General features: G+C 44.6%; 16 protein-coding genes. 11 read left to right on the top strand and 5 right to left on the bottom strand.

Annotated elements, in window-relative coordinates; all coding sequences use genetic code 11:
• Window positions 1-292 precede the first annotated feature (292 nt).
• From AC1MDJ_RS03970 to AC1MDJ_RS03960, 3 genes are read right to left on the bottom strand one after another with little or no spacing between them, the layout of a single operon-like run.
• Window positions 293-1,237 (bottom strand): ATP-grasp domain-containing protein, encoded by a 945-nt coding sequence (locus AC1MDJ_RS03970; RefSeq protein ID WP_479689660.1) that lies wholly within the window; start codon window positions 1,235-1,237, stop codon window positions 293-295.
• On the bottom strand, window positions 1,234-2,220 hold the full coding sequence (locus tag AC1MDJ_RS03965; RefSeq protein WP_479689659.1) for a D-alanine--D-alanine ligase family protein: 987 nt from the start codon (window positions 2,218-2,220) through the stop codon (window positions 1,234-1,236). The genes AC1MDJ_RS03970 and AC1MDJ_RS03965 overlap by 4 nt, the downstream gene beginning before the upstream one ends.
• Window positions 2,211-3,506: a KamA family radical SAM protein gene (locus AC1MDJ_RS03960; protein ID WP_479689658.1), complete on the bottom strand. Its 1,296-nt coding sequence runs from the start codon at window positions 3,504-3,506 to the stop codon at window positions 2,211-2,213. The genes AC1MDJ_RS03965 and AC1MDJ_RS03960 overlap by 10 nt, the downstream gene beginning before the upstream one ends.
• A 152-nt stretch (window positions 3,507-3,658) precedes the next feature.
• Here AC1MDJ_RS03960 and AC1MDJ_RS03955 point away from each other — a divergent pair, with 152 nt between their 5' ends.
• Complete coding sequence (locus AC1MDJ_RS03955; RefSeq protein ID WP_479689657.1) at window positions 3,659-4,072, top strand: SoxR reducing system RseC family protein; 414 nt, start codon at window positions 3,659-3,661, stop codon at window positions 4,070-4,072.
• Here AC1MDJ_RS03955 and hypF read toward each other — a convergent pair.
• On the bottom strand, window positions 4,025-6,286 hold the full coding sequence (hypF, locus tag AC1MDJ_RS03950) for a carbamoyltransferase HypF (RefSeq protein ID WP_479689656.1): 2,262 nt from the start codon (window positions 6,284-6,286) through the stop codon (window positions 4,025-4,027). The genes AC1MDJ_RS03955 and hypF overlap by 48 nt on opposite strands.
• A 98-nt stretch (window positions 6,287-6,384) precedes the next feature.
• On the opposite strand from hypF, the gene lepA reads away from it, so the two are divergent.
• The 10 genes from lepA (at window position 6,385) to AC1MDJ_RS03900 (ending at window position 16,585) form a co-directional block, all read left to right on the top strand.
• Window positions 6,385-8,175 carry a translation elongation factor 4 gene (gene lepA, locus AC1MDJ_RS03945; protein WP_479689655.1) on the top strand — a complete coding sequence of 597 codons (1,791 nt, stop codon included), beginning with the start codon at window positions 6,385-6,387 and terminating at the stop codon, window positions 8,173-8,175.
• A gap of 9 nt (window positions 8,176-8,184) precedes the next feature.
• The gene (locus AC1MDJ_RS03940; RefSeq protein ID WP_479689654.1) at window positions 8,185-8,994 is read left to right on the top strand and encodes a YggT family protein; all 810 of its coding nucleotides are present in this window, start codon (window positions 8,185-8,187) and stop codon (window positions 8,992-8,994) included.
• Window positions 8,981-9,667 carry a 2-C-methyl-D-erythritol 4-phosphate cytidylyltransferase gene (gene ispD, locus AC1MDJ_RS03935; protein ID WP_479689653.1) on the top strand — a complete coding sequence of 229 codons (687 nt, stop codon included), beginning with the start codon at window positions 8,981-8,983 and terminating at the stop codon, window positions 9,665-9,667. The genes AC1MDJ_RS03940 and ispD overlap by 14 nt, the downstream gene beginning before the upstream one ends.
• A gap of 355 nt (window positions 9,668-10,022) precedes the next feature.
• Window positions 10,023-10,748 (top strand): YaaW family protein, encoded by a 726-nt coding sequence (locus tag AC1MDJ_RS03930; protein ID WP_479689652.1) that lies wholly within the window; start codon window positions 10,023-10,025, stop codon window positions 10,746-10,748.
• 81 nt (window positions 10,749-10,829) lie between these two features.
• Window positions 10,830-11,975, top strand: coding sequence for a DUF697 domain-containing protein (locus AC1MDJ_RS03925; protein WP_479689651.1), 1,146 nt, complete (start codon window positions 10,830-10,832; stop codon window positions 11,973-11,975).
• 45 nt (window positions 11,976-12,020) lie between these two features.
• Window positions 12,021-13,070, top strand: coding sequence for a GTPase RsgA (gene rsgA / locus AC1MDJ_RS03920; protein WP_479689650.1), 1,050 nt, complete (start codon window positions 12,021-12,023; stop codon window positions 13,068-13,070).
• Window positions 13,042-14,028, top strand: a complete 987-nt coding sequence (locus AC1MDJ_RS03915) for a DUF697 domain-containing protein (RefSeq protein WP_479689649.1) — start codon at window positions 13,042-13,044, stop codon at window positions 14,026-14,028. The genes rsgA and AC1MDJ_RS03915 overlap by 29 nt, the downstream gene beginning before the upstream one ends.
• A gap of 3 nt (window positions 14,029-14,031) precedes the next feature.
• Window positions 14,032-14,655: a hypothetical protein gene (locus AC1MDJ_RS03910; protein WP_479689648.1), complete on the top strand. Its 624-nt coding sequence runs from the start codon at window positions 14,032-14,034 to the stop codon at window positions 14,653-14,655.
• Between the two features lie 173 nt (window positions 14,656-14,828).
• Window positions 14,829-15,812, top strand: coding sequence for an ABC transporter permease (locus AC1MDJ_RS03905; RefSeq protein WP_479689647.1), 984 nt, complete (start codon window positions 14,829-14,831; stop codon window positions 15,810-15,812).
• Complete coding sequence (locus AC1MDJ_RS03900) at window positions 15,809-16,585, top strand: ABC transporter permease (protein ID WP_479689646.1); 777 nt, start codon at window positions 15,809-15,811, stop codon at window positions 16,583-16,585. The genes AC1MDJ_RS03905 and AC1MDJ_RS03900 overlap by 4 nt, the downstream gene beginning before the upstream one ends.
• On the opposite strand, the gene AC1MDJ_RS03895 is transcribed toward AC1MDJ_RS03900, so the two are convergent.
• Window positions 16,556-16,925 (bottom strand): precorrin-6A/cobalt-precorrin-6A reductase (locus tag AC1MDJ_RS03895; protein ID WP_479689645.1); only part of this gene is annotated, 370 nt, incomplete at its 5' end. The two genes, AC1MDJ_RS03900 and AC1MDJ_RS03895, sit on opposite strands and share 30 nt — an antisense overlap.

The following is a 16,925-nucleotide window of genomic DNA, read 5'->3' as shown; positions in this document are numbered from 1 at the left end:
CAACCCACTAGATAACCCCTCTATTGAATGTGACAATGCCTTCGCACTACTGCTGATACCTCCCTGCACCAACACAGCCGCCGTATTAGTATAAACACTAAATGACATAAACAAGCCTCCCTGCAACTACTAAACAAATAAAAAAAGCTGATAGAATACCCCCTAAATATATACATAACATATATACATAAAGAACTTCCACCAGCCTGATTCCCTCATAGCTTAACTAAATTGTATGTGAACTATAACACAAAAAGGGGAGGTTGTCAAGAGAAAAAATAGAGAGGGTTTATTAGTGCATCAACGCCCGTTTGATTATGCGTTCTAGCGTTGTTTTGGCATCTATACCAGCATTGGCGCAGGTCGCTATGAACCCGGAATCGGCACTTAGTGCTGGATTTGGGTTGACATCTATCACGTATAGATTGCCTGTTGCGCTATCCTGTCTAAAGTCAACACGTGCAAAACCCGCAAAGCCAAATACATTGGCTGTTATCTCCGCCAGCTCGCGGAGCTGCTCTGCAAGAGCGACAGGCACATCAAAACTACGTGATGTTTGCTTGTAGTCATTGCTATATTCAGACCATTTAGAGTCAAAGTTCAAGATTTTAGGCTTATCCTCAGGGTAGTTGTTAAATTGCATCTTGGCACAAGACACCGCTGTTAGGATGCCTTCATTATCAAGTAGCGTCACGCTATACTCATCCCCGTCTATATATCTCTCTGCAAAGTAGTTAGTGGTCAATCGGGTCATCATTGACAGTTTCATTTCTAGCTCTGTCCTAGCATCTATCACCGAATCATCTGTTATGCCTGCCGAGCCATGCGTGAGCGCAGGCTTGAACAACCACTTGCCCGCTCTGAAGTTTTTATTAGGTCTATATGTATCGGGCGTTGCAACACCGACATTAGCAAGTATCCCCTTTACAATACGTTTGTCAGATGCCGCCGCCAGTGCAGCCACACCGCTACCCGTGAAAGGTGCCCCAGCCATATCAAGCAGTGCCGCACCGAGATAGCTAGCCTCTTCACGCCCCCTAAATGTTTCAAAGAGATTCCACACTATATCGGCATCTGAAAGCTGCTCTACAAAATTAGATACTTCGCCAGTGTAGGCTAGGTTGGATATCTCATGGTCAGGCTCAAGGTGCTGTTTCAGAAAGTTCGCCTGTTCCAGCACGTCGTTTAGGTCAGTCCTATCAATAGGCGGTTCTTCAAAGGCGATAACTATATTCATCTATACCTCATTAAGGCAGATTCAAATATTGCCTCTATTATACGTCCATAGCTATAACCCGCCATTTCCCCTAACAGGATAAGGTCGGAATGTCCGGGCATTAACCCTGGCAACGAATTTATTTCCATTATTTGTGGCTCTCCCGCACCATCAGCACGAATATCTACCCGCGATGCATCGCAGATGCCCAGTGCCTTATGCGCTTTTACCGCCAGTATAGCACATTTTTGCGCATAGTCATCAACAGCTAGTTCGTATATTGCCGCTTCATCGCAATTTTCTTTATTAAAATATGAATGAAAATCGCTGTCAGCTTTGTCTGTAAAGCCGATATTCATTACACCGACCACCTGTGTCCACTCGCCTGTGCCTACAATGCCAACTGTCACCTCCCTGCCCGTCAAGAGTGGCTCTACTATGACAGGTTGCTTGAAATGCGTTAGCATCGCCTTGACACGTTCTTGCAGTTCTGTGCCGTTGTTAACCTTAGATTCTGGCGTGATGCTCTTGCCTGTCCCCTCAGCAACGGCTTTTATAAATACGGGATAATCAAAGGGCGGGTTAGCGATTTCATCAACACTTGATATTAGCGTATGCTCAGTTGTGGGTAGTCCTGCGGCGCGTAACATTATTTTTGTGACAGCTTTGTTTAACGTAATAGCATGAACAAGCGGACCGCTGAATGTATATGGGATATTATATGCATCAAGCATCGCAGGCACTAGCGATTCACGCCCGAACCCGCGAACCCCCTCGCAGATGTTAAAAACAATGTCCCAATTACTATTGCCAAGCTTGCTATCAACCAATCTAGCCGATAGTGCGGCGAAGTTGCCTACCCTATCAACACTATGTCCCAGCGACTCTAACGCTTCTGCAATAGCGTCTATAGTTAGCTCAGAATCAAACTCTGCCGTATATTCAGCCGAATAGCCCGCCTTTAAGTAGTCGTCTTTAAGGTCATAAGTAAAGCCTACACGCATTGACTGTAGCTCGCCTTATCCGCCTGCGGATAGCGGAAAATCTTCCCCTCATAGTTCATAATAAGCAAATCCCCATTATCTTCGCCGCAAATATTATTAACATTTATCGGTATCTTGCCACCTCCTCCGGGGGCGTCTATCACAAACGTAGGCACAGCATAGCCAGTCGTCCAGCCACGCAGATTAGATATAATCTCAACACCCTTTGCCACAGATGTGCGGAAGTGCCTTGTTCCAACTACAGGGTCGCACTGATACAGATAGTATGGACGCACACGGGAAACCATCAGCCTATGCATCAGCTTCTTCATGATAAACGGGTCATCATTTACTCCGCGCAATAGCACCGTCTGACTGCCCAGCGGGATGCCCGCATTTGCAAGCCGTTCACAGGCTTTGATACTCTCCTCAGTGAACTCGTCTGCATGGGTTGCGTGGACGCTGACATACAACGGGTGATATTTCTTTAACACCTTTACTAGTGACGGCGTTACGCGTTGTGGTAGCACTGTGGGGACTTTTGTGCCTATACGTATGATTTCAACGTGTTTTATAGCTCTAATTTGCGCTAATAGCCCATCCAGCACATCATCGGGCATTGTCAATGGGTCGCCGCCTGACACTAACACATCGCGAATTTCCCTATGCGCTTTAATGTAGTCCAACGCCTGTGCCCACCGAGAGTGCGAACATTCCCTCTGCCCCACAACGCGTGAACGTGTGCAGTAGCGACAATAGGTAGAGCAATAGTTGGTGGCTAAAAATAGCACCCTATCGGGATAGCGGTGAACTAGACCGGGAGCAACCTCGTCATGCGTTTCTCCCAGCGGGTCGGCAAATTCGCCGTCTGATAGTAGTTCGCTATCACGCGGCACGACGCACAGACGCAATGGGTCGGTATCGTCAATAGGGTCTAGTAGCGATGCATAGTATGGTGTGATAGCAAAGGGAAACTGTTCGCGGTGGTTTGTGAGTATCATCCGTTCAGAGTCAGAAAGGATGAGCATTTTAGATAGTTCGTTAACGTCAGTGATGCGGTTGGCAAGCTGCCATTTCCAGTCGTTCCACTCATAAGCGGTTGCATTCGGATAGTATCGTCTGCGGAATGCGGCGCGGTTTCGGTGTCGACTCGGAGGCTCTGCTCCATCAAAATCAGACATCTGCTCGCTGTAAGTTTCACGTTGCATCTCAGACATTTGCCCCATTGGTGGTATAGGTATATGCATCATCGGGTGTGATAACTGGTGCGGTTGTGCAGTTTGAACCATCTGTCCCATATTCATCATGGCATCCTCCCTGAAGTTCGTCTTTATAAATAAAGTTATAAAACAAACAACTTGACGCTTTAATACACCACATTTCAACTATATGCAACACTTTTTTTGCATTTTTTTCACTTTTTTTTAGATTATGATAGAATAAGGGTTGTAGGAGTGTTATGTCAAAAAATGTCTGCGAAACTTTCGGCTTGATTGAGCACACCACAGCTCACAGCATTTACGTGCGCACAGAGGTAAGCTCCGCTTGCAACGGCTGCCGTGCCGATGCCGTCTGCTCCTCTAACAGCGAGCGCATATTCAAGATAACACCGCCTAATGCGGACACTTTCAGCACGGGCGAGCGGGTGCGTATAATTATCTCCGATAATGCGGGGCTTACAATGGTATTCGGCGTGTATTTCCTGTCAGCTATTCTAGCAATATTTGTAGCTGTTGTAGCACACTTCATAACGCATAGCGATGTTGTCAGTGCCGTGTCTTTCCTAATATCGGCAATGTTATTTCTTGTGCTGTCGTCTTACAGGCTAAAGGGCTATGCTGGGAGCAATATTTGCGTAGAACACCTGCCCTAATGATATTCCGCCGTCATTGATAGGTATTAGTCTTGGGATTATGCACTCTATACTCCTTGCCGTCAGCAGTTTTGCCGTTTGTTCCAATAGTCTGCAGTTCTGAAATGCTCCACCCGCTAGCACTACACGTTTAATATTATATGTTTTTGCCATATCCAGCACATTATCGGTAATCATAGTTGCAATAGTATTGTGAAAGCGTGCCGATATGACATTTGCTACTACGCCACTCTTTATATCTTCTGCAACTTGTCTGATAATAGGCGTTATAGCAAGCTCTCTGCTGGGTAAGCCGTATTTATACACGTTATTATCAGTGCCAGCTATAGCTTCCAGTGCGACCGCCGCCTGTCCTTCATATTCGTTCTTATTTATTCCGAGCACCATAGCTCCTACGCTCTCAAACAGCCGTCCTGCAGAGCTTGTCCGCACGGTTTTGTTGTTGTTTATCAACGCTCCATTTAGCTGAACTATCTCAGCGGTCAACCCCATTTTCGCTCCCCAGTAGTCTTGCTCCCATACGCCTGCGCTCATCAAATATGATTGAGCCATTCTCGCAGGGTAGATTGCTGCTGTGTTCATAGCTGGCTGAGGCACGTATTCAAGGTGTCTGTCGCGCTTTAGCTGTCCATCCGTCAGAGCAAAAAACTCCCCGCCCCAAATTGCGCCGTCACTACCAAGCCCTGCGCCGTCAAAGATAACGCCCAGCACATCCCCAGTAATATTATGCTCCGCCATTGCCGCAAATAGGTGCGCATGGTGGTGCTGAACACGCATTATTGGGCTAGCATGTCGCTCACAAAATTTGCTTGAAAAGTAGCTCTCGTTCAGGTCGCATACGGCAAGCTCAGGTGTGCAGTTTAATAGCCGTGTCATCTGTATGTAAGTTTCCATGTAGAAGTCGTCCGTATCTGCGTTGTCTAAGTTGCCTATATGCTGGCTCACAAAGGCGTATTTCCCTTTTGATATAGCAATAGTATTCTTCAGGTGCGCCCCCGCGCCAAATATAATGTTATACTTAGATTTGTGCGCTATTGACACGGGAAACGGAGCATACCCTCGCCCGCGTCTGATAATCCGCAGTTCACCTGCTGTGAACCTTGCGACACTGTCATCTATCCGCGTCTTAATATCTCTATTGTGGTGCAAAAAATGCGGGGTGAAGTGTGCTAGTCGCCTTTCGGCATCGTTTGGCTCATAACATATAGGCTCATCGTGCCTGTTGCCACTGGTTGCCACTATACATTTATGGGTCGTATATTTTAATATTAGCTTATGTATGGGGCTATATGCGCCCATCACGCCTACCTGTGAGCTAGTAGGGTTAATATGTTGGCTTATCGGGGCATTTTGCCAGTCAAAGATAACTATCGGTGCTTGCGGGGACGATACTGCCGCTAACACCTCGCTAGATGCATTTAACATTGACAAGTCATCACACATCACAGCAAAAGGTTTTGTAGGGCGCAGTTTCAGTTGGCGTAGTTTTAACACTGCGCTGTCGTTATAGGCATCGCATATCAGGTGATAGCCACCTACTCCGCGCACGGCTACAATTTCTCCGCTATCTATCAACCCTGCTATATATTTCACCGCTTCAATATCTTGTAATCTACCATTAGTTGTATTTATATAAAGGTGCGCTCCGCAATCTGCACAGGCGTTTGGTTGGGCGTGGAAGCGACTAGTGGCAGGGTTTTTGTATTCCTCCGCACATTCTGGGCACATCTCAAAGACTTTCATAGTGGTGCTTGCTCTGTCGTAGGGCAGATTTTCTATTATGGTATATCGTGGTCCGCAGTTAGTGCAGTTGATAAACGGGTATTCATGCCGCCTGTTCTTGGGGTCTGCTAGCTCCGCAGAGCAATCTTTGCAGATTGCAAGGTCAGTTGGCACAAAGACCGCCCCCGTGTATTTATAGCGAGTTTTATCGTCTGCAACGCTAGCTAGTATCTCAAATGCTTTATATGTAGTGCTCTCTGTGTTTGCCATAACAGATATTTCAGCTATATGAGCATTCGCAGGGGCATCTTTCACTAACCTACGCGTAAAGTCGTCTGTGGTAGCGGGTTCTCCCTGTGCCACTATCTCCACCCCTGCTGGCGTGTTGCGAACGTAGCCTAGTATGTGTAGCTCAGCTGCCAGCCTAGATACAAACGGGCGGAATCCCACCCCCTGCACGATACCAGATAGATGTATGAAGCGACTATTCATAAGCTAGTATAGCATTTATTCGTTCAAGGTAATAACTACATTATTGCTAAATCTTACCTGCTTGCATCCCTGTCAGATGAATGATACAATAAAAATTTATGGCATCTAATATACGCAATTTTAGCATAATAGCGCACATTGACCACGGCAAATCAACCCTTGCCGATAGGCTCATTGAATATACAGGCGGACTGGATAAACGCCATATGAAGGCACAGGTGCTTGACAATATGGATATTGAGCGAGAACGCGGTATTACTATCAAGGCGCAGACTGCCCGATTATCATATAAAGCGGAAGACGGACTTACCTACCAGCTTAATCTTATAGATACGCCTGGGCACGTTGATTTTACTTATGAGGTATCGCGTAGCCTTGCCGCTTGCGATGGTGCGCTGGTTGTGGTGGATGCCTCGCAAGGGGTTGAGGCGCAGACCATTGCTAATGCGTATATGGCGGTTGACCAAGGGCTAGAACTCATAACTGTTATAAATAAGATAGACCTGCCCAGTGCCGACCCTGAACGGGTAAAGCACGAGGTTGAGGATGTAATAGGTATAGATGCCAGCGGTGCTATCCTTGCCAGTGCAAAGGAAAAGATAGGCACAAAAGAGATACTAGAGGCAATAGTTAAGCAGATACCGCCGCCTAGCGGAGATGCAAATGCCCCTCTAAAGGCGATGATATTTGACTCGTGGTTTGACAGCTATCGCGGCGTTGTGGTGCTGGTGCGTTTGATAGACGGCGTTATGCGACTTGGCGATAAGGTGAACCTAATGTCGCTCAATAGTGAATATGAGATTACCGAAATGGGGGTTTTCACCCCTGAATCGCTACCCGTGTCAGAGCTGAAAGCGGGCGAAGTGGGTTTTTTCACTGCGGCTATTAAAGATGTCCATGAGGTAAAGATAGGCGATACAGTGACTCATCCGAATAGAAAGACGCTTGAGCCATTTCCCGGTTTTAAGGTTGTAAAACCTGTTGTTTTCTGCGGATTATACCCCATAGACCCTCAAGACTATCAGGAACTGCGGGATGCATTAGAAAAATTGATACTAAATGATAGTTCCGTCACCTTTGAGCCAGAAAGCTCTCAGGCATTGGGTTTTGGATTTAGATGCGGTTTCTTAGGGTTGCTGCATATGGAGATAGCGCAGGAACGGCTGGAGCGTGAGTTTAACTTAAACCTTATCTCCACTGCGCCGACTGTTATATTTAAGATAGAAAAGGTTGACGGCGAGAAAATATCTGTTGATAATCCAGCGATGTTGCCTGTCAGTGGCGAAATAGCGTTGATAGAGGAGCCATATATATCAGCAACTGTGATTTTGCCGTCAGATTACGTGGGCGGTGTCATACAGCTACTGCAGGCTAGGCGCGGGGTGCAGACGAATATGCGCTATATGAGTGCACAGAGGATTATACTTGAATATGAAATACCTATGATGGAGGTTGTGACAGACTTTTACGATAAATTAAAATCTATTTCACGTGGTTATGCGTCATTTGACTACGAGCTGTCAAACTATAGGGCAGCTAACCTTGTAAAACTTGATATATTGATAAATAAAGAACCTGTTGATGCGCTGAGTATAATTATACATAAAGACCAAGCGGAGTATAAAGGGCGTGAATTAGTAGAAAAGATGCAGGAGGTTATTCCGCGTCAGATGTTTGAGGTAGCTATACAGGCGGCGATAGGTAATAAAATTATAGCTCGTAGCACGGTAAAGGCGTATCGTAAGGACGTCATCGCTAAGTGCTATGGCGGTGATATTACGCGTAAACGTAAACTACTGGAAAAACAGAAAGAGGGCAAGAAACGTATGAAGCAGATAGGTCGCATTGACCTGCCGCAAGAGGCATTTTTAGCTGTCTTAAAGATATAGGGGGTGGGCGTGATAGATTTTGCTGTCAAGTTTTATATTATCGTATTGCTTTTGCGCTGGGCACTCACTCAGCAGGAGCTTAACTTTAATGCTATAGGTAAGACCATTGGCGTTATGACTGATTTTATATTCAAGCGAATAAAGGGCACGAAGTCTGACAGCGATAAATATATCCCTGTGTTTATACTGGTGTTAGGCTTTCTTGACGGGCTATTTTCAGCATTTTTTTCTCGAATGAATGCTGGTATCACTATAATGCAGACGTATAGGGACTTAATTGCGTTTTTGGGGTGTTTTTTCATATTGGCTATACTGCTTGGTGCGACTGCGTCCTCTATTGCCAGCAGTGCGTTCACGTTATTTTATAGGCTTGGTGCTATTTGGATAAAGGCTGTTCGTGTTATCCTGCCCATCCGTAGCAATTTTGTAGCGGTGCCAGCTATATTATCAGTAGCGTTGATATCTATAGCGTTAATGACGGGACTTAACTTCATAATGGCAGCATTATTGCATTTGGGCGTGCTAGTGCCGCTAATTTTGGTGTCTGATGCCGCCTCACATTTCGTCTTATCAATAGTCACTATGTTGGATATATACATGTGGGTGTTTGTGCTCAGGGCACTCTTATCGTGGCTGTCCCCTGCTATGCAAAGCACCCATGCACAAATCATATATTATCTAACTGAACCACTCTTGGAACGTGTTCGCAGGATAGTTCCGCAACTAGGGGTGTTTGATGTGTCAGTTATAGTTGCTTTGGCGATTTTGGCGGTGTTGAAGCGCATAATTATTCAGTTGGTGATACATGCAAGCTTGTAGCGTATCGGCTATTATCCCCGCAGCGGGGGTGGGCAAGCGGTTTTCTGGTGGTGTAGTGGGTGCGCCTAAAAAACAATTTTTTTTAATAGATGGGCGACCTATCTTGTATCACACCCTTAAAGCATTGAAAAATACTTATAACTATAAAGAATATATAGTTGGCGCACTGGATTCTGATAGTGATTTTGTAATGAGTGCGGCGCAGCTTGCGGGTGTTAGTGTAAAGTTATCTGTCGGCGGTGCTGACAGAGCTGAAACGGTGCTAAATGCTTTAGAGCTAGCCTCTGGGAAGTATGCATTAGTTCACGATGCTGTGCGCCCCTTTATAACAAAGAGTATTGTTGAGCGTGTTATATCGGCTGCACTGCAATGTGGTGGCGCGATATGCGGCATGTTCGCTAGGGATACCATAAAGCGCGTTAAAGATGATAGGGTGCTAGAAACGCTCGCTAGGGATAGTATTTTTCAGGCGCATACTCCGCAGGTCTTTGAGAGGTTACGTTTAATAGAGGCTATCAAGTCTGCCAAACAGAATGGTATTGCACTTACTGATGAGGCTAGTGCATTTGAATACATAGGCTACGATGTAGCTGTGGTTGCCTCATCTGCTGATAATATTAAAATAACCCTACGTGAAGATTTAGCGTTGGCTGAATATTTGGTTAAAAGATAACAGCATTCATAATAACACCTCATTTCTAATACGGCTTTTTATATCAAAATGAGCAAGGGTGGCGATTATGGAGACTGCTTTTTACGCTTGACGAAAGCACGTTAAATATGCTCCAGTAATAGCTCATAAGCCAATAAAAAACTTTGTAAATTTAATCAAGGTTATTTTGACACGTTATTTTCCCCTTTATATCACAAATATTTTTGCAAGTCAAAGAAAAGCTTTAGGCAATAAAGACGGGCTTTTCCTCCCCCGTCTAGGGGGAGGGAGTTTTCACTCGTCAACTTTGTAAAAATAACCTTGATTAGTTTGACAAAATAAAAAAGTTGCCAATAGGCAAAGGAGATTGTGTTGTATGTTAAAGGACAAAGGTTTAGACGATTTATTAAAACAGTGCAGTAACGATGATTTGGAACCGCTTGTTGGGTATATCCTGAAAAAATCTACAGAAGGGCTTTCAGCTAAACCTGAATACAAGATGCACCATCCCAATCACAAGAAGTATGTGAAGGAAATTGTTGACGAAATTCAGCTATTCGGTGGCAATACCATAGCCAACTTATACAGAGGACATGGCGTTCCTTATGCTGAGATAGTTAGCGATGTGGCTAGTAAGTTAGGGGTGAAAACTAATTCAGATATGTATGTTGAAGACCTTGAACGTGAAATACAGGTGAAAATGCTTGAGAATATGTATAAGGAGATGAACGATGAGCAAAAAGAAGCACTTCTAAAAGAAGCTAATTACTCATACTTTGGCAGTATTCCAAAGGCTTTACCGATAGTTGCTATTCAGGCGGCAATGCGTGGGGTAATGCTTGTGAAAGGAGGGTTCTTTCCCTATAAAACCGCAGTAACCGTAGCAAATGTAATGTCAAGGGCTGTATCGGGGCATGGTTTGGCGTTTGCGACTAATCCTGCCCTTACTAGGGGAATATCCTTCTTTTTGGGACGAATAGGTTGGGCTATCACGGGGGCATTGACCGTATGGCAAATAGCTAGTTCTGCATATAGTGTAACTATCCCATGTGTGGCACATATTGCTTACCTAAGGCAGAAACAAAAAACAGAAATAAAATAACAACTTTGCAAAGTTTGTAGCAGGTTTTGACACAAATGTGTGAAAAACTGACGTGGCGTGATTAAAATATGGAGGTTTCCAATGGAAACGAAGTTAGTTAATTTAGACATGAGCAAGTTTTCCCCTGAAGCGGTGCAGTTGGCAATCAAGAAAATGTTAGGTGAGCAAAAGATACCTAACGTGCTGATTTGCGGACAGACAGGCGTGGGCAAGTCGTCAGTGGTCAACTATATCTTTAATGAGACGGTGGCTGAGGCTGGCACTGGCAAGCCTTGCACAAAAGATATTACACTATATCCTAGCGATACTGTGAATATCTACGACAGCGAGGGCTATGAGCTTGGTAGCGACAAGCAAACGCACTATGAACAGCTAATCTTTGACGATTTCCTGCTGAAACATAAAGACGTGCGGGCAGAAGATGCAGTGCATCTGGTGTGGTATGCTATCTCTGCCGCTGGCAAGCGCATTACCCCCCTTGACATAGAGCTAATCAATCGGATTAAGGGTGAGGGTTTCCACGTATGCGTGCTACTCACTAAGGTTGATGAACTGGATGAAAGCCAGCTAAACGATATGCTGGCAACTGCTAATAAAGAGCTTGCGGGGGTAAAGGTGTTTAGACTAAGCATACACGTTAAGGATACGCCTGCACTTGCTCCATTTTGCGACTGGGCTCAGCTGGTTGAGTGGTCTTATGAGCAACTGCCTAACGTATTTAGAACCCGCTATGTGGTAGCACTAAATGGTGAGTGGCTGGAGCAAAAGCACTCCCATGCCAATTCTGCAATCAATAACTATGTCATTGCATCTGGAGCAACAGCTTCAATACCAATTCCGTTTGCTGATGCACCAGTGTTAGTAGGTATCCAGACAGCAATGCTGATTAAGCTCGCAGGAATTTATGGCATTGAAATCAGCGGAGCTAAACGTGTTATGCCCTTTTTGCTTAATAGTGTTGTTGCAAAGCTAGGAAAAACGCTTGCAGGTTACCTGCTCAAGCTTATCCCTGGTTTAGGAAATCTTCTTGGTGGACTTCTCAACGCAAGTGTAGCTGCTGCTATTACTTATGGACTTGGCAAGGCGTTCTCTGAAGTATGCTACAGGCAGCGCAAAGGTGCGTTTAACGGCGAAACGGTGACCTTTGATGTTGAAAAGATGTTGGAGAGCAAGTCATTCCTTGACGATGTCACGAGATACTTTAAGGAAAAGAACGGTAAGCAGTAGCCTTGGTAAGGTAAAGGGATTTTTCACAAAAGGGGAGACGATATAATGAATAATCAAGTAAATGTAATGGTCTTAGGGCAATCTGGCGTGGGCAAAAGCTCGCTAATCAACTACCTTGCAGATAAAGAGGTGTGTGAGGTTGGCACAGGCTCACCCGTAACGCAACGTGGTAAATTTCAGAAAGTCACATTCCCGTCCCCCAATAACTCTGACGTTTCAATAAACGTCTATGACAGCTGGGGGCTAGAGTCAAACAAAACTGACGACTGGAAAAAAGTTATAGACGAGAAACTTCTCTCTACGTTGTCGTTTGACAAGATGATTTCTGGCATAGTGTATTGTATGTCATATCAGAGCGATAGGATACAAGACTTTGAGCTTGATTACCTTAAAGACCTGTTAAGTTATGGCTATGAGGTAATTGTTGTCTTAACCCAAGCGGACAATAGCGGTTATGAGACCAAAAAGACTGTTTATAGGGAGCGACTAGAAAAGGGGTTGCCTGAGGAGCAGAGAAAATATGTCGTGGTTGATGTATGCGCAGAGGCGCATGCTAAACCATGGCAAGCCCCTATAGAACCTTTTGGCAGAGATAAGCTACTGGATGAACTCCAAAACAGCACGTTCTATAACTTCAATAAAGTGTTCCACTCACAACTAAAGAAGTGGAGGAGTAGTGCGCAAGAAAAAATTCAAAAGTTTGAGACTGAATGCATTGAAAGTGCCAAACGGACAAACTTTGAGGATAAAATGGAGATAAGCGGACTAAAGGACTTGGTTTCTAATAGAGCAAAGGCTTTAGCAAAAAGCTTTACCGATGAGGTAAAAGCTGTGGTAACTGATGCATCGGAATACTACGAGCTGATAGAAGATGCGTTTGCTAAGCCTAAAAACAATGCACCCGCACCTGATACTATTCTTTCTAAGATAGGACAAATCTTTGATAAGATTGCGAATTTGTTTGGGGGGGGTGTTACTCTGAAAAATATAGAAGAGTTTAATCGCCACCTAGAAGAAACATCTAATAGATTAGACGATTTGATTTCCACAATGTTTGAGGAAATTGATGATAACCTACACGAAAGGTTGGGTTGATATAAATAAACCCAACATCTTAATTATCGGGAAGACAGGGGCAGGCAAGTCGTCTGTTATCAACTACGTATTCGGACGGGAGGTTGCCCCTGTCGGCAATGTAGCAGAGCCAATGACTAGGGGTATTATACCTTATGACCATGAAAGTTTCACTATCTATGACAGTGAGGGCTATGAGCTTGGTGACGACAAACAAAGGCATTATGAAAGGCTTATATTAGATTCTCTTGCTGAGTCTGAATATCATATAGTCTGGTATGCTATTCCTGCCGCTGACAAGCGCATTACCGAGCTTGATATAAAGCTAATAAAGCGGATTAAACGCGAGGGTTTCCCTGTATGTCTATTGCTTACTAAGGTTGATGAACCGGATGAAAAGCAGCTAAACGATATGTTGGCAACTGCTAATGAAAAGCTTGCGGGGGTAAATGTTTTTAGGTTGAGCGTGAACGCTAATAATAACCCTGCACTTGCCGCATCTTGCAACTGGAAAAAGCTGGTTGACTATTCAATTGAGAAAGCAGAGCAATATCTGCTAAAACTTAAGCGTGAGGAAGCAAATACGATTATCACAAAGGCTACTGTTGCAGCAGGTGCAGTTGCGCTTTCACCGATACCATTTAGCGATGCCGCCTTGTTGGTGCCTATCCAAACGGCTATGATTTTTAAGATATTTTCAATTTACGGGGTTAGCTTAGGAAAGGCGGTCGTGACGAACGTGGCATCCGCTGTGCTCACAACAGCAATAGGACAGTCGTTTGCTGGGAATTTGCTCAAGTTTATTCCTTTCGTTGGAAGTATTGGTGGCGCAATTATCAACACTGGCGTTGCTACTGCTATTACAGGCATACTCGGTAATATGGTCGCTGATTTGTGTGAATCGGGTGGTGACATAGAACGGAAGTTCTCCTCTAGTTCATTCATTGTTGGAGCGGTGCAAAAGTTCAAGGAGAGGTAAGTTGTGGCTATTCGTGACACGATTGACAGGTTTATTTACGAACAACTTGCCCCTGAAGTAGAAAAGGTTCAGAGGCGAGTTCAAGACAAGCTGAATATGCTGGACAATGGTTGGTGGCGAACGTTCAAACAGACGGTCGCCATTGACCTGTTCTTTATCGTTGTTGCCGTTGTGTGTATTGTGGCTAAGTTCTCGCATACTGCACCAGTGCTATATTGTATCGGTGTGGCAAGGTTTGCGTGGATGCTCAAGTGGCTTATCATTGGCATTCGTAGCATAAAGCCATATTGGTCGCATATCAAGCGTTATGCCCCTGTTCTGTGGAGCGGGATTTGGCAGGTGCGTTCATTTGAGCGTGTGACAAAGGCGGTAATTAGTGCAGTAATCCTGCACTATTATAAGCAAAGAGTTCCGAATATCATGCAAATGGCGCATAAACTTGGTTCTGCTTTTGATGTGGTATCGTCAGCAGACGAGATTGTGCATAAGGCAGCAGACGACTGCTATCCATTGGCGAAAAAATGTTTTCGGCGAATAGTAGTGGTTGATTTGCTAGGTTTAGTGGTCTTTTATGGCATATTGGCTATGCTGGCGAAGTTGTATCTGATGAAGTATGCGCTCGTATAAAGCACGTATTGTCCATATTTATTGCTAGCAAGATTTTTTGAGAGTAGTATGAGTTTTTAGAGGCTCAGTATAGCATAGGTGTTTTATTATGCGCACATCTCTCCTATCTAGTGGAAGAAAGTTAGGAAGTTTGTATTTGCACCGCCCCGTTATTTCTGCTATGGTTTTACTATATGGCTAGATATATTATAAAACGTATTCTATCGCTAATTCCATTGTTCATTGGAATAACGTTGGTATGTTTTTTTATTATCCGCCTTGCGCCCGGTTCACCCGTTGATGTGGAGTCTGCTATGAACCCGCAATATAGCCAGAGTGCTAGGCAGAAATTTATTCAACTATACGGATTAGATAGACCGCTCCACGTTCAGTATATGGACTGGGTAAGCAAAGTCGTCAGGCTTGATTTTGGCATATCGTTTTCGCGGGACGGCAGAGCCGTGTTAGATAAAATCTCTGAGAGGATAGGGGTAACACTTGGTATAAACGTTATTGCGTTACTCTTAATCTTTACTTTTTCAATTGCGTTAGGGGTGCTTTCGGCGTGGAAACCGGACTCTTTATACGACCGAGCCACAACGCTTATCGTCTTTATAGGTTTTGCCGTGCCTACCTTTTGGTTGGCACTCTTATGCATGTATTTATTTGGCGTAGTGCTGGGCTGGTTACCAATATCGGGGCTGACATCGTATAATTACGACTACCTTTCTATAGGTGGCAAGATTGTAGATTTAGTTAAACATCTGATACTGCCTATTTTTATATCCACCATAGGCGGGCTTGCGGGGATGAGCAGGTTTGTGCGTGGCTCTATGTTAGATGTTTTATCATCAGAATATATACTGGCTGCCCGCAGCAGAGGAATAGCCGAGCGGACTATATTATTTAAGCATGCGCTCAAGAACGCACTGCTGCCTGCTATCACTATGCTAGGGTTATCTGTCCCAGGGCTAATAGGCGGCGGGGTAATATTTGAATCAATATTTTCTATCCCCGGTATGGGGCAGTTATTTTATCAATCAGCAGTTATGCGTGATTATCCTACCGTTATGGGTATATTAGTTATAGGGGCAATCCTTACGCTTATCGGTAATTTATTGGCAGACGTTATGTATGCAGTGGCAGACCCGCGTGTGCGCTATGGTGGCGACAGATGAAAAGGGTAGGCTTAGCACTCGTTGCCATATTTGTATTTGTTGCACTCTTTGCACCGCTACTTGCACCTTATGAGCCGATGCAGATACATTTTGATAAAGCGTTCAGCCCACCTAGTAGTGAGTTTATATTCGGCACAGACGGGCTAGGCAGGGATGTATTTTCACGTATGCTCTATGGTGCGCGAACATCAATATTTGTAGGCATAGTCTCGGTAGTGGCTTCTATCATTATAGGCACGACTATAGGGCTTGTATCGGGCTACTATGGTAGCTATGTAGATGCTATTTTAATGCGTTTTACAGATGTAATGCTCTGTTTTCCGACATTTTTTTTAATACTTGCTATAGTTGCATTTGTTGCTCCATCTATATTCAGCGTTATGGTTGTGATAGGGCTTACAGGCTGGATGGGCGTAGCAAGGCTTGTTCGGGCGCAGACGCTTGTGTTGCGTGAGCAAGACTTTATAACGGCTGCACGGCTAGGTGGCATTCCCAAGTGGAAGATAATGTTCAAGCATATTTTGCCTAATGTGGCGTCTGTTGTCGTAGTTTCGGCTACGTTGGGGGTAGCGGGGGCGATACTTGTAGAATCTTCGCTCAGCTTTTTGGGTCTGGGGGTGCAACCGCCGACTCCATCATGGGGCAATATCCTGACTGAGGGCAAGGATAATATACTATTTGCTTGGTGGCTGTCGTTTTTTCCCGGTATAGCGATACTCTTAACTGTGTTAGGTTTTAATATGCTAGGGGAGGGGTTGAGGCAGGACAATTAGAATATTTATACCACACGCTATCCCAGCACTTAGTTTTTCATTAAACCCGCCTGCAACACCGCTCAACTTAGTAATAAGGCAGTCTACCTTATATTTGTTAATTAAGGAAATATTATCCTCAATAGTGAAGGGACCACGTTTTGCGATGAGCCTTTCACGTTTAATGCCTAAATTTAAGCAAATATTTATTGAGCTTTCATCATTCAGCACACGAACGACAGCATTTTTTAGGTATGGGGTGAATAGATGAATATTCTTTGACCCGATTGTGAATAGCGGGTTTTTAGCCACTTTGAGTATAGATGCTCCTGCTGCGTCAGTCCAATCGGTGGCGATATAT

This window comes from Candidatus Termitispirillum reticulitermitis (assembly GCF_054655775.1).
Note: the sequence above shows the minus strand (reverse complement) of the source record. Positions and strands in the feature narration are given on the sequence as shown.

Excerpts from the sequence above, each read along its gene's own strand:
- AC1MDJ_RS03915 (WP_479689649.1), top strand. The coding sequence starts at position 13,042 with ATGATAACCTACACGAAAGGTTGGGTTGATATAAATAAACCCAACATC.
- rsgA (WP_479689650.1), top strand. The coding sequence starts at position 12,021 with ATGAATAATCAAGTAAATGTAATGGTCTTAGGGCAATCTGGCGTGGGC.
- AC1MDJ_RS03955 (WP_479689657.1), top strand. The coding sequence starts at position 3,659 with ATGTCAAAAAATGTCTGCGAAACTTTCGGCTTGATTGAGCACACCACA.
- AC1MDJ_RS03905 (WP_479689647.1), top strand. The coding sequence starts at position 14,829 with ATGGCTAGATATATTATAAAACGTATTCTATCGCTAATTCCATTGTTC.
- AC1MDJ_RS03930 (WP_479689652.1), top strand. The coding sequence starts at position 10,023 with ATGTTAAAGGACAAAGGTTTAGACGATTTATTAAAACAGTGCAGTAAC.
- AC1MDJ_RS03960 (WP_479689658.1), bottom strand. The coding sequence starts at position 3,506 with ATGATGAATATGGGACAGATGGTTCAAACTGCACAACCGCACCAGTTA.
- AC1MDJ_RS03900 (WP_479689646.1), top strand. The coding sequence starts at position 15,809 with ATGAAAAGGGTAGGCTTAGCACTCGTTGCCATATTTGTATTTGTTGCA.
- lepA (WP_479689655.1), top strand. The coding sequence starts at position 6,385 with ATGGCATCTAATATACGCAATTTTAGCATAATAGCGCACATTGACCAC.
- ispD (WP_479689653.1), top strand. The coding sequence starts at position 8,981 with ATGCAAGCTTGTAGCGTATCGGCTATTATCCCCGCAGCGGGGGTGGGC.
- hypF (WP_479689656.1), bottom strand. The coding sequence starts at position 6,286 with ATGAATAGTCGCTTCATACATCTATCTGGTATCGTGCAGGGGGTGGGA.
- AC1MDJ_RS03970 (WP_479689660.1), bottom strand. The coding sequence starts at position 1,237 with ATGAATATAGTTATCGCCTTTGAAGAACCGCCTATTGATAGGACTGAC.
- AC1MDJ_RS03925 (WP_479689651.1), top strand. The coding sequence starts at position 10,830 with ATGGAAACGAAGTTAGTTAATTTAGACATGAGCAAGTTTTCCCCTGAA.
- AC1MDJ_RS03965 (WP_479689659.1), bottom strand. The coding sequence starts at position 2,220 with ATGCGTGTAGGCTTTACTTATGACCTTAAAGACGACTACTTAAAGGCG.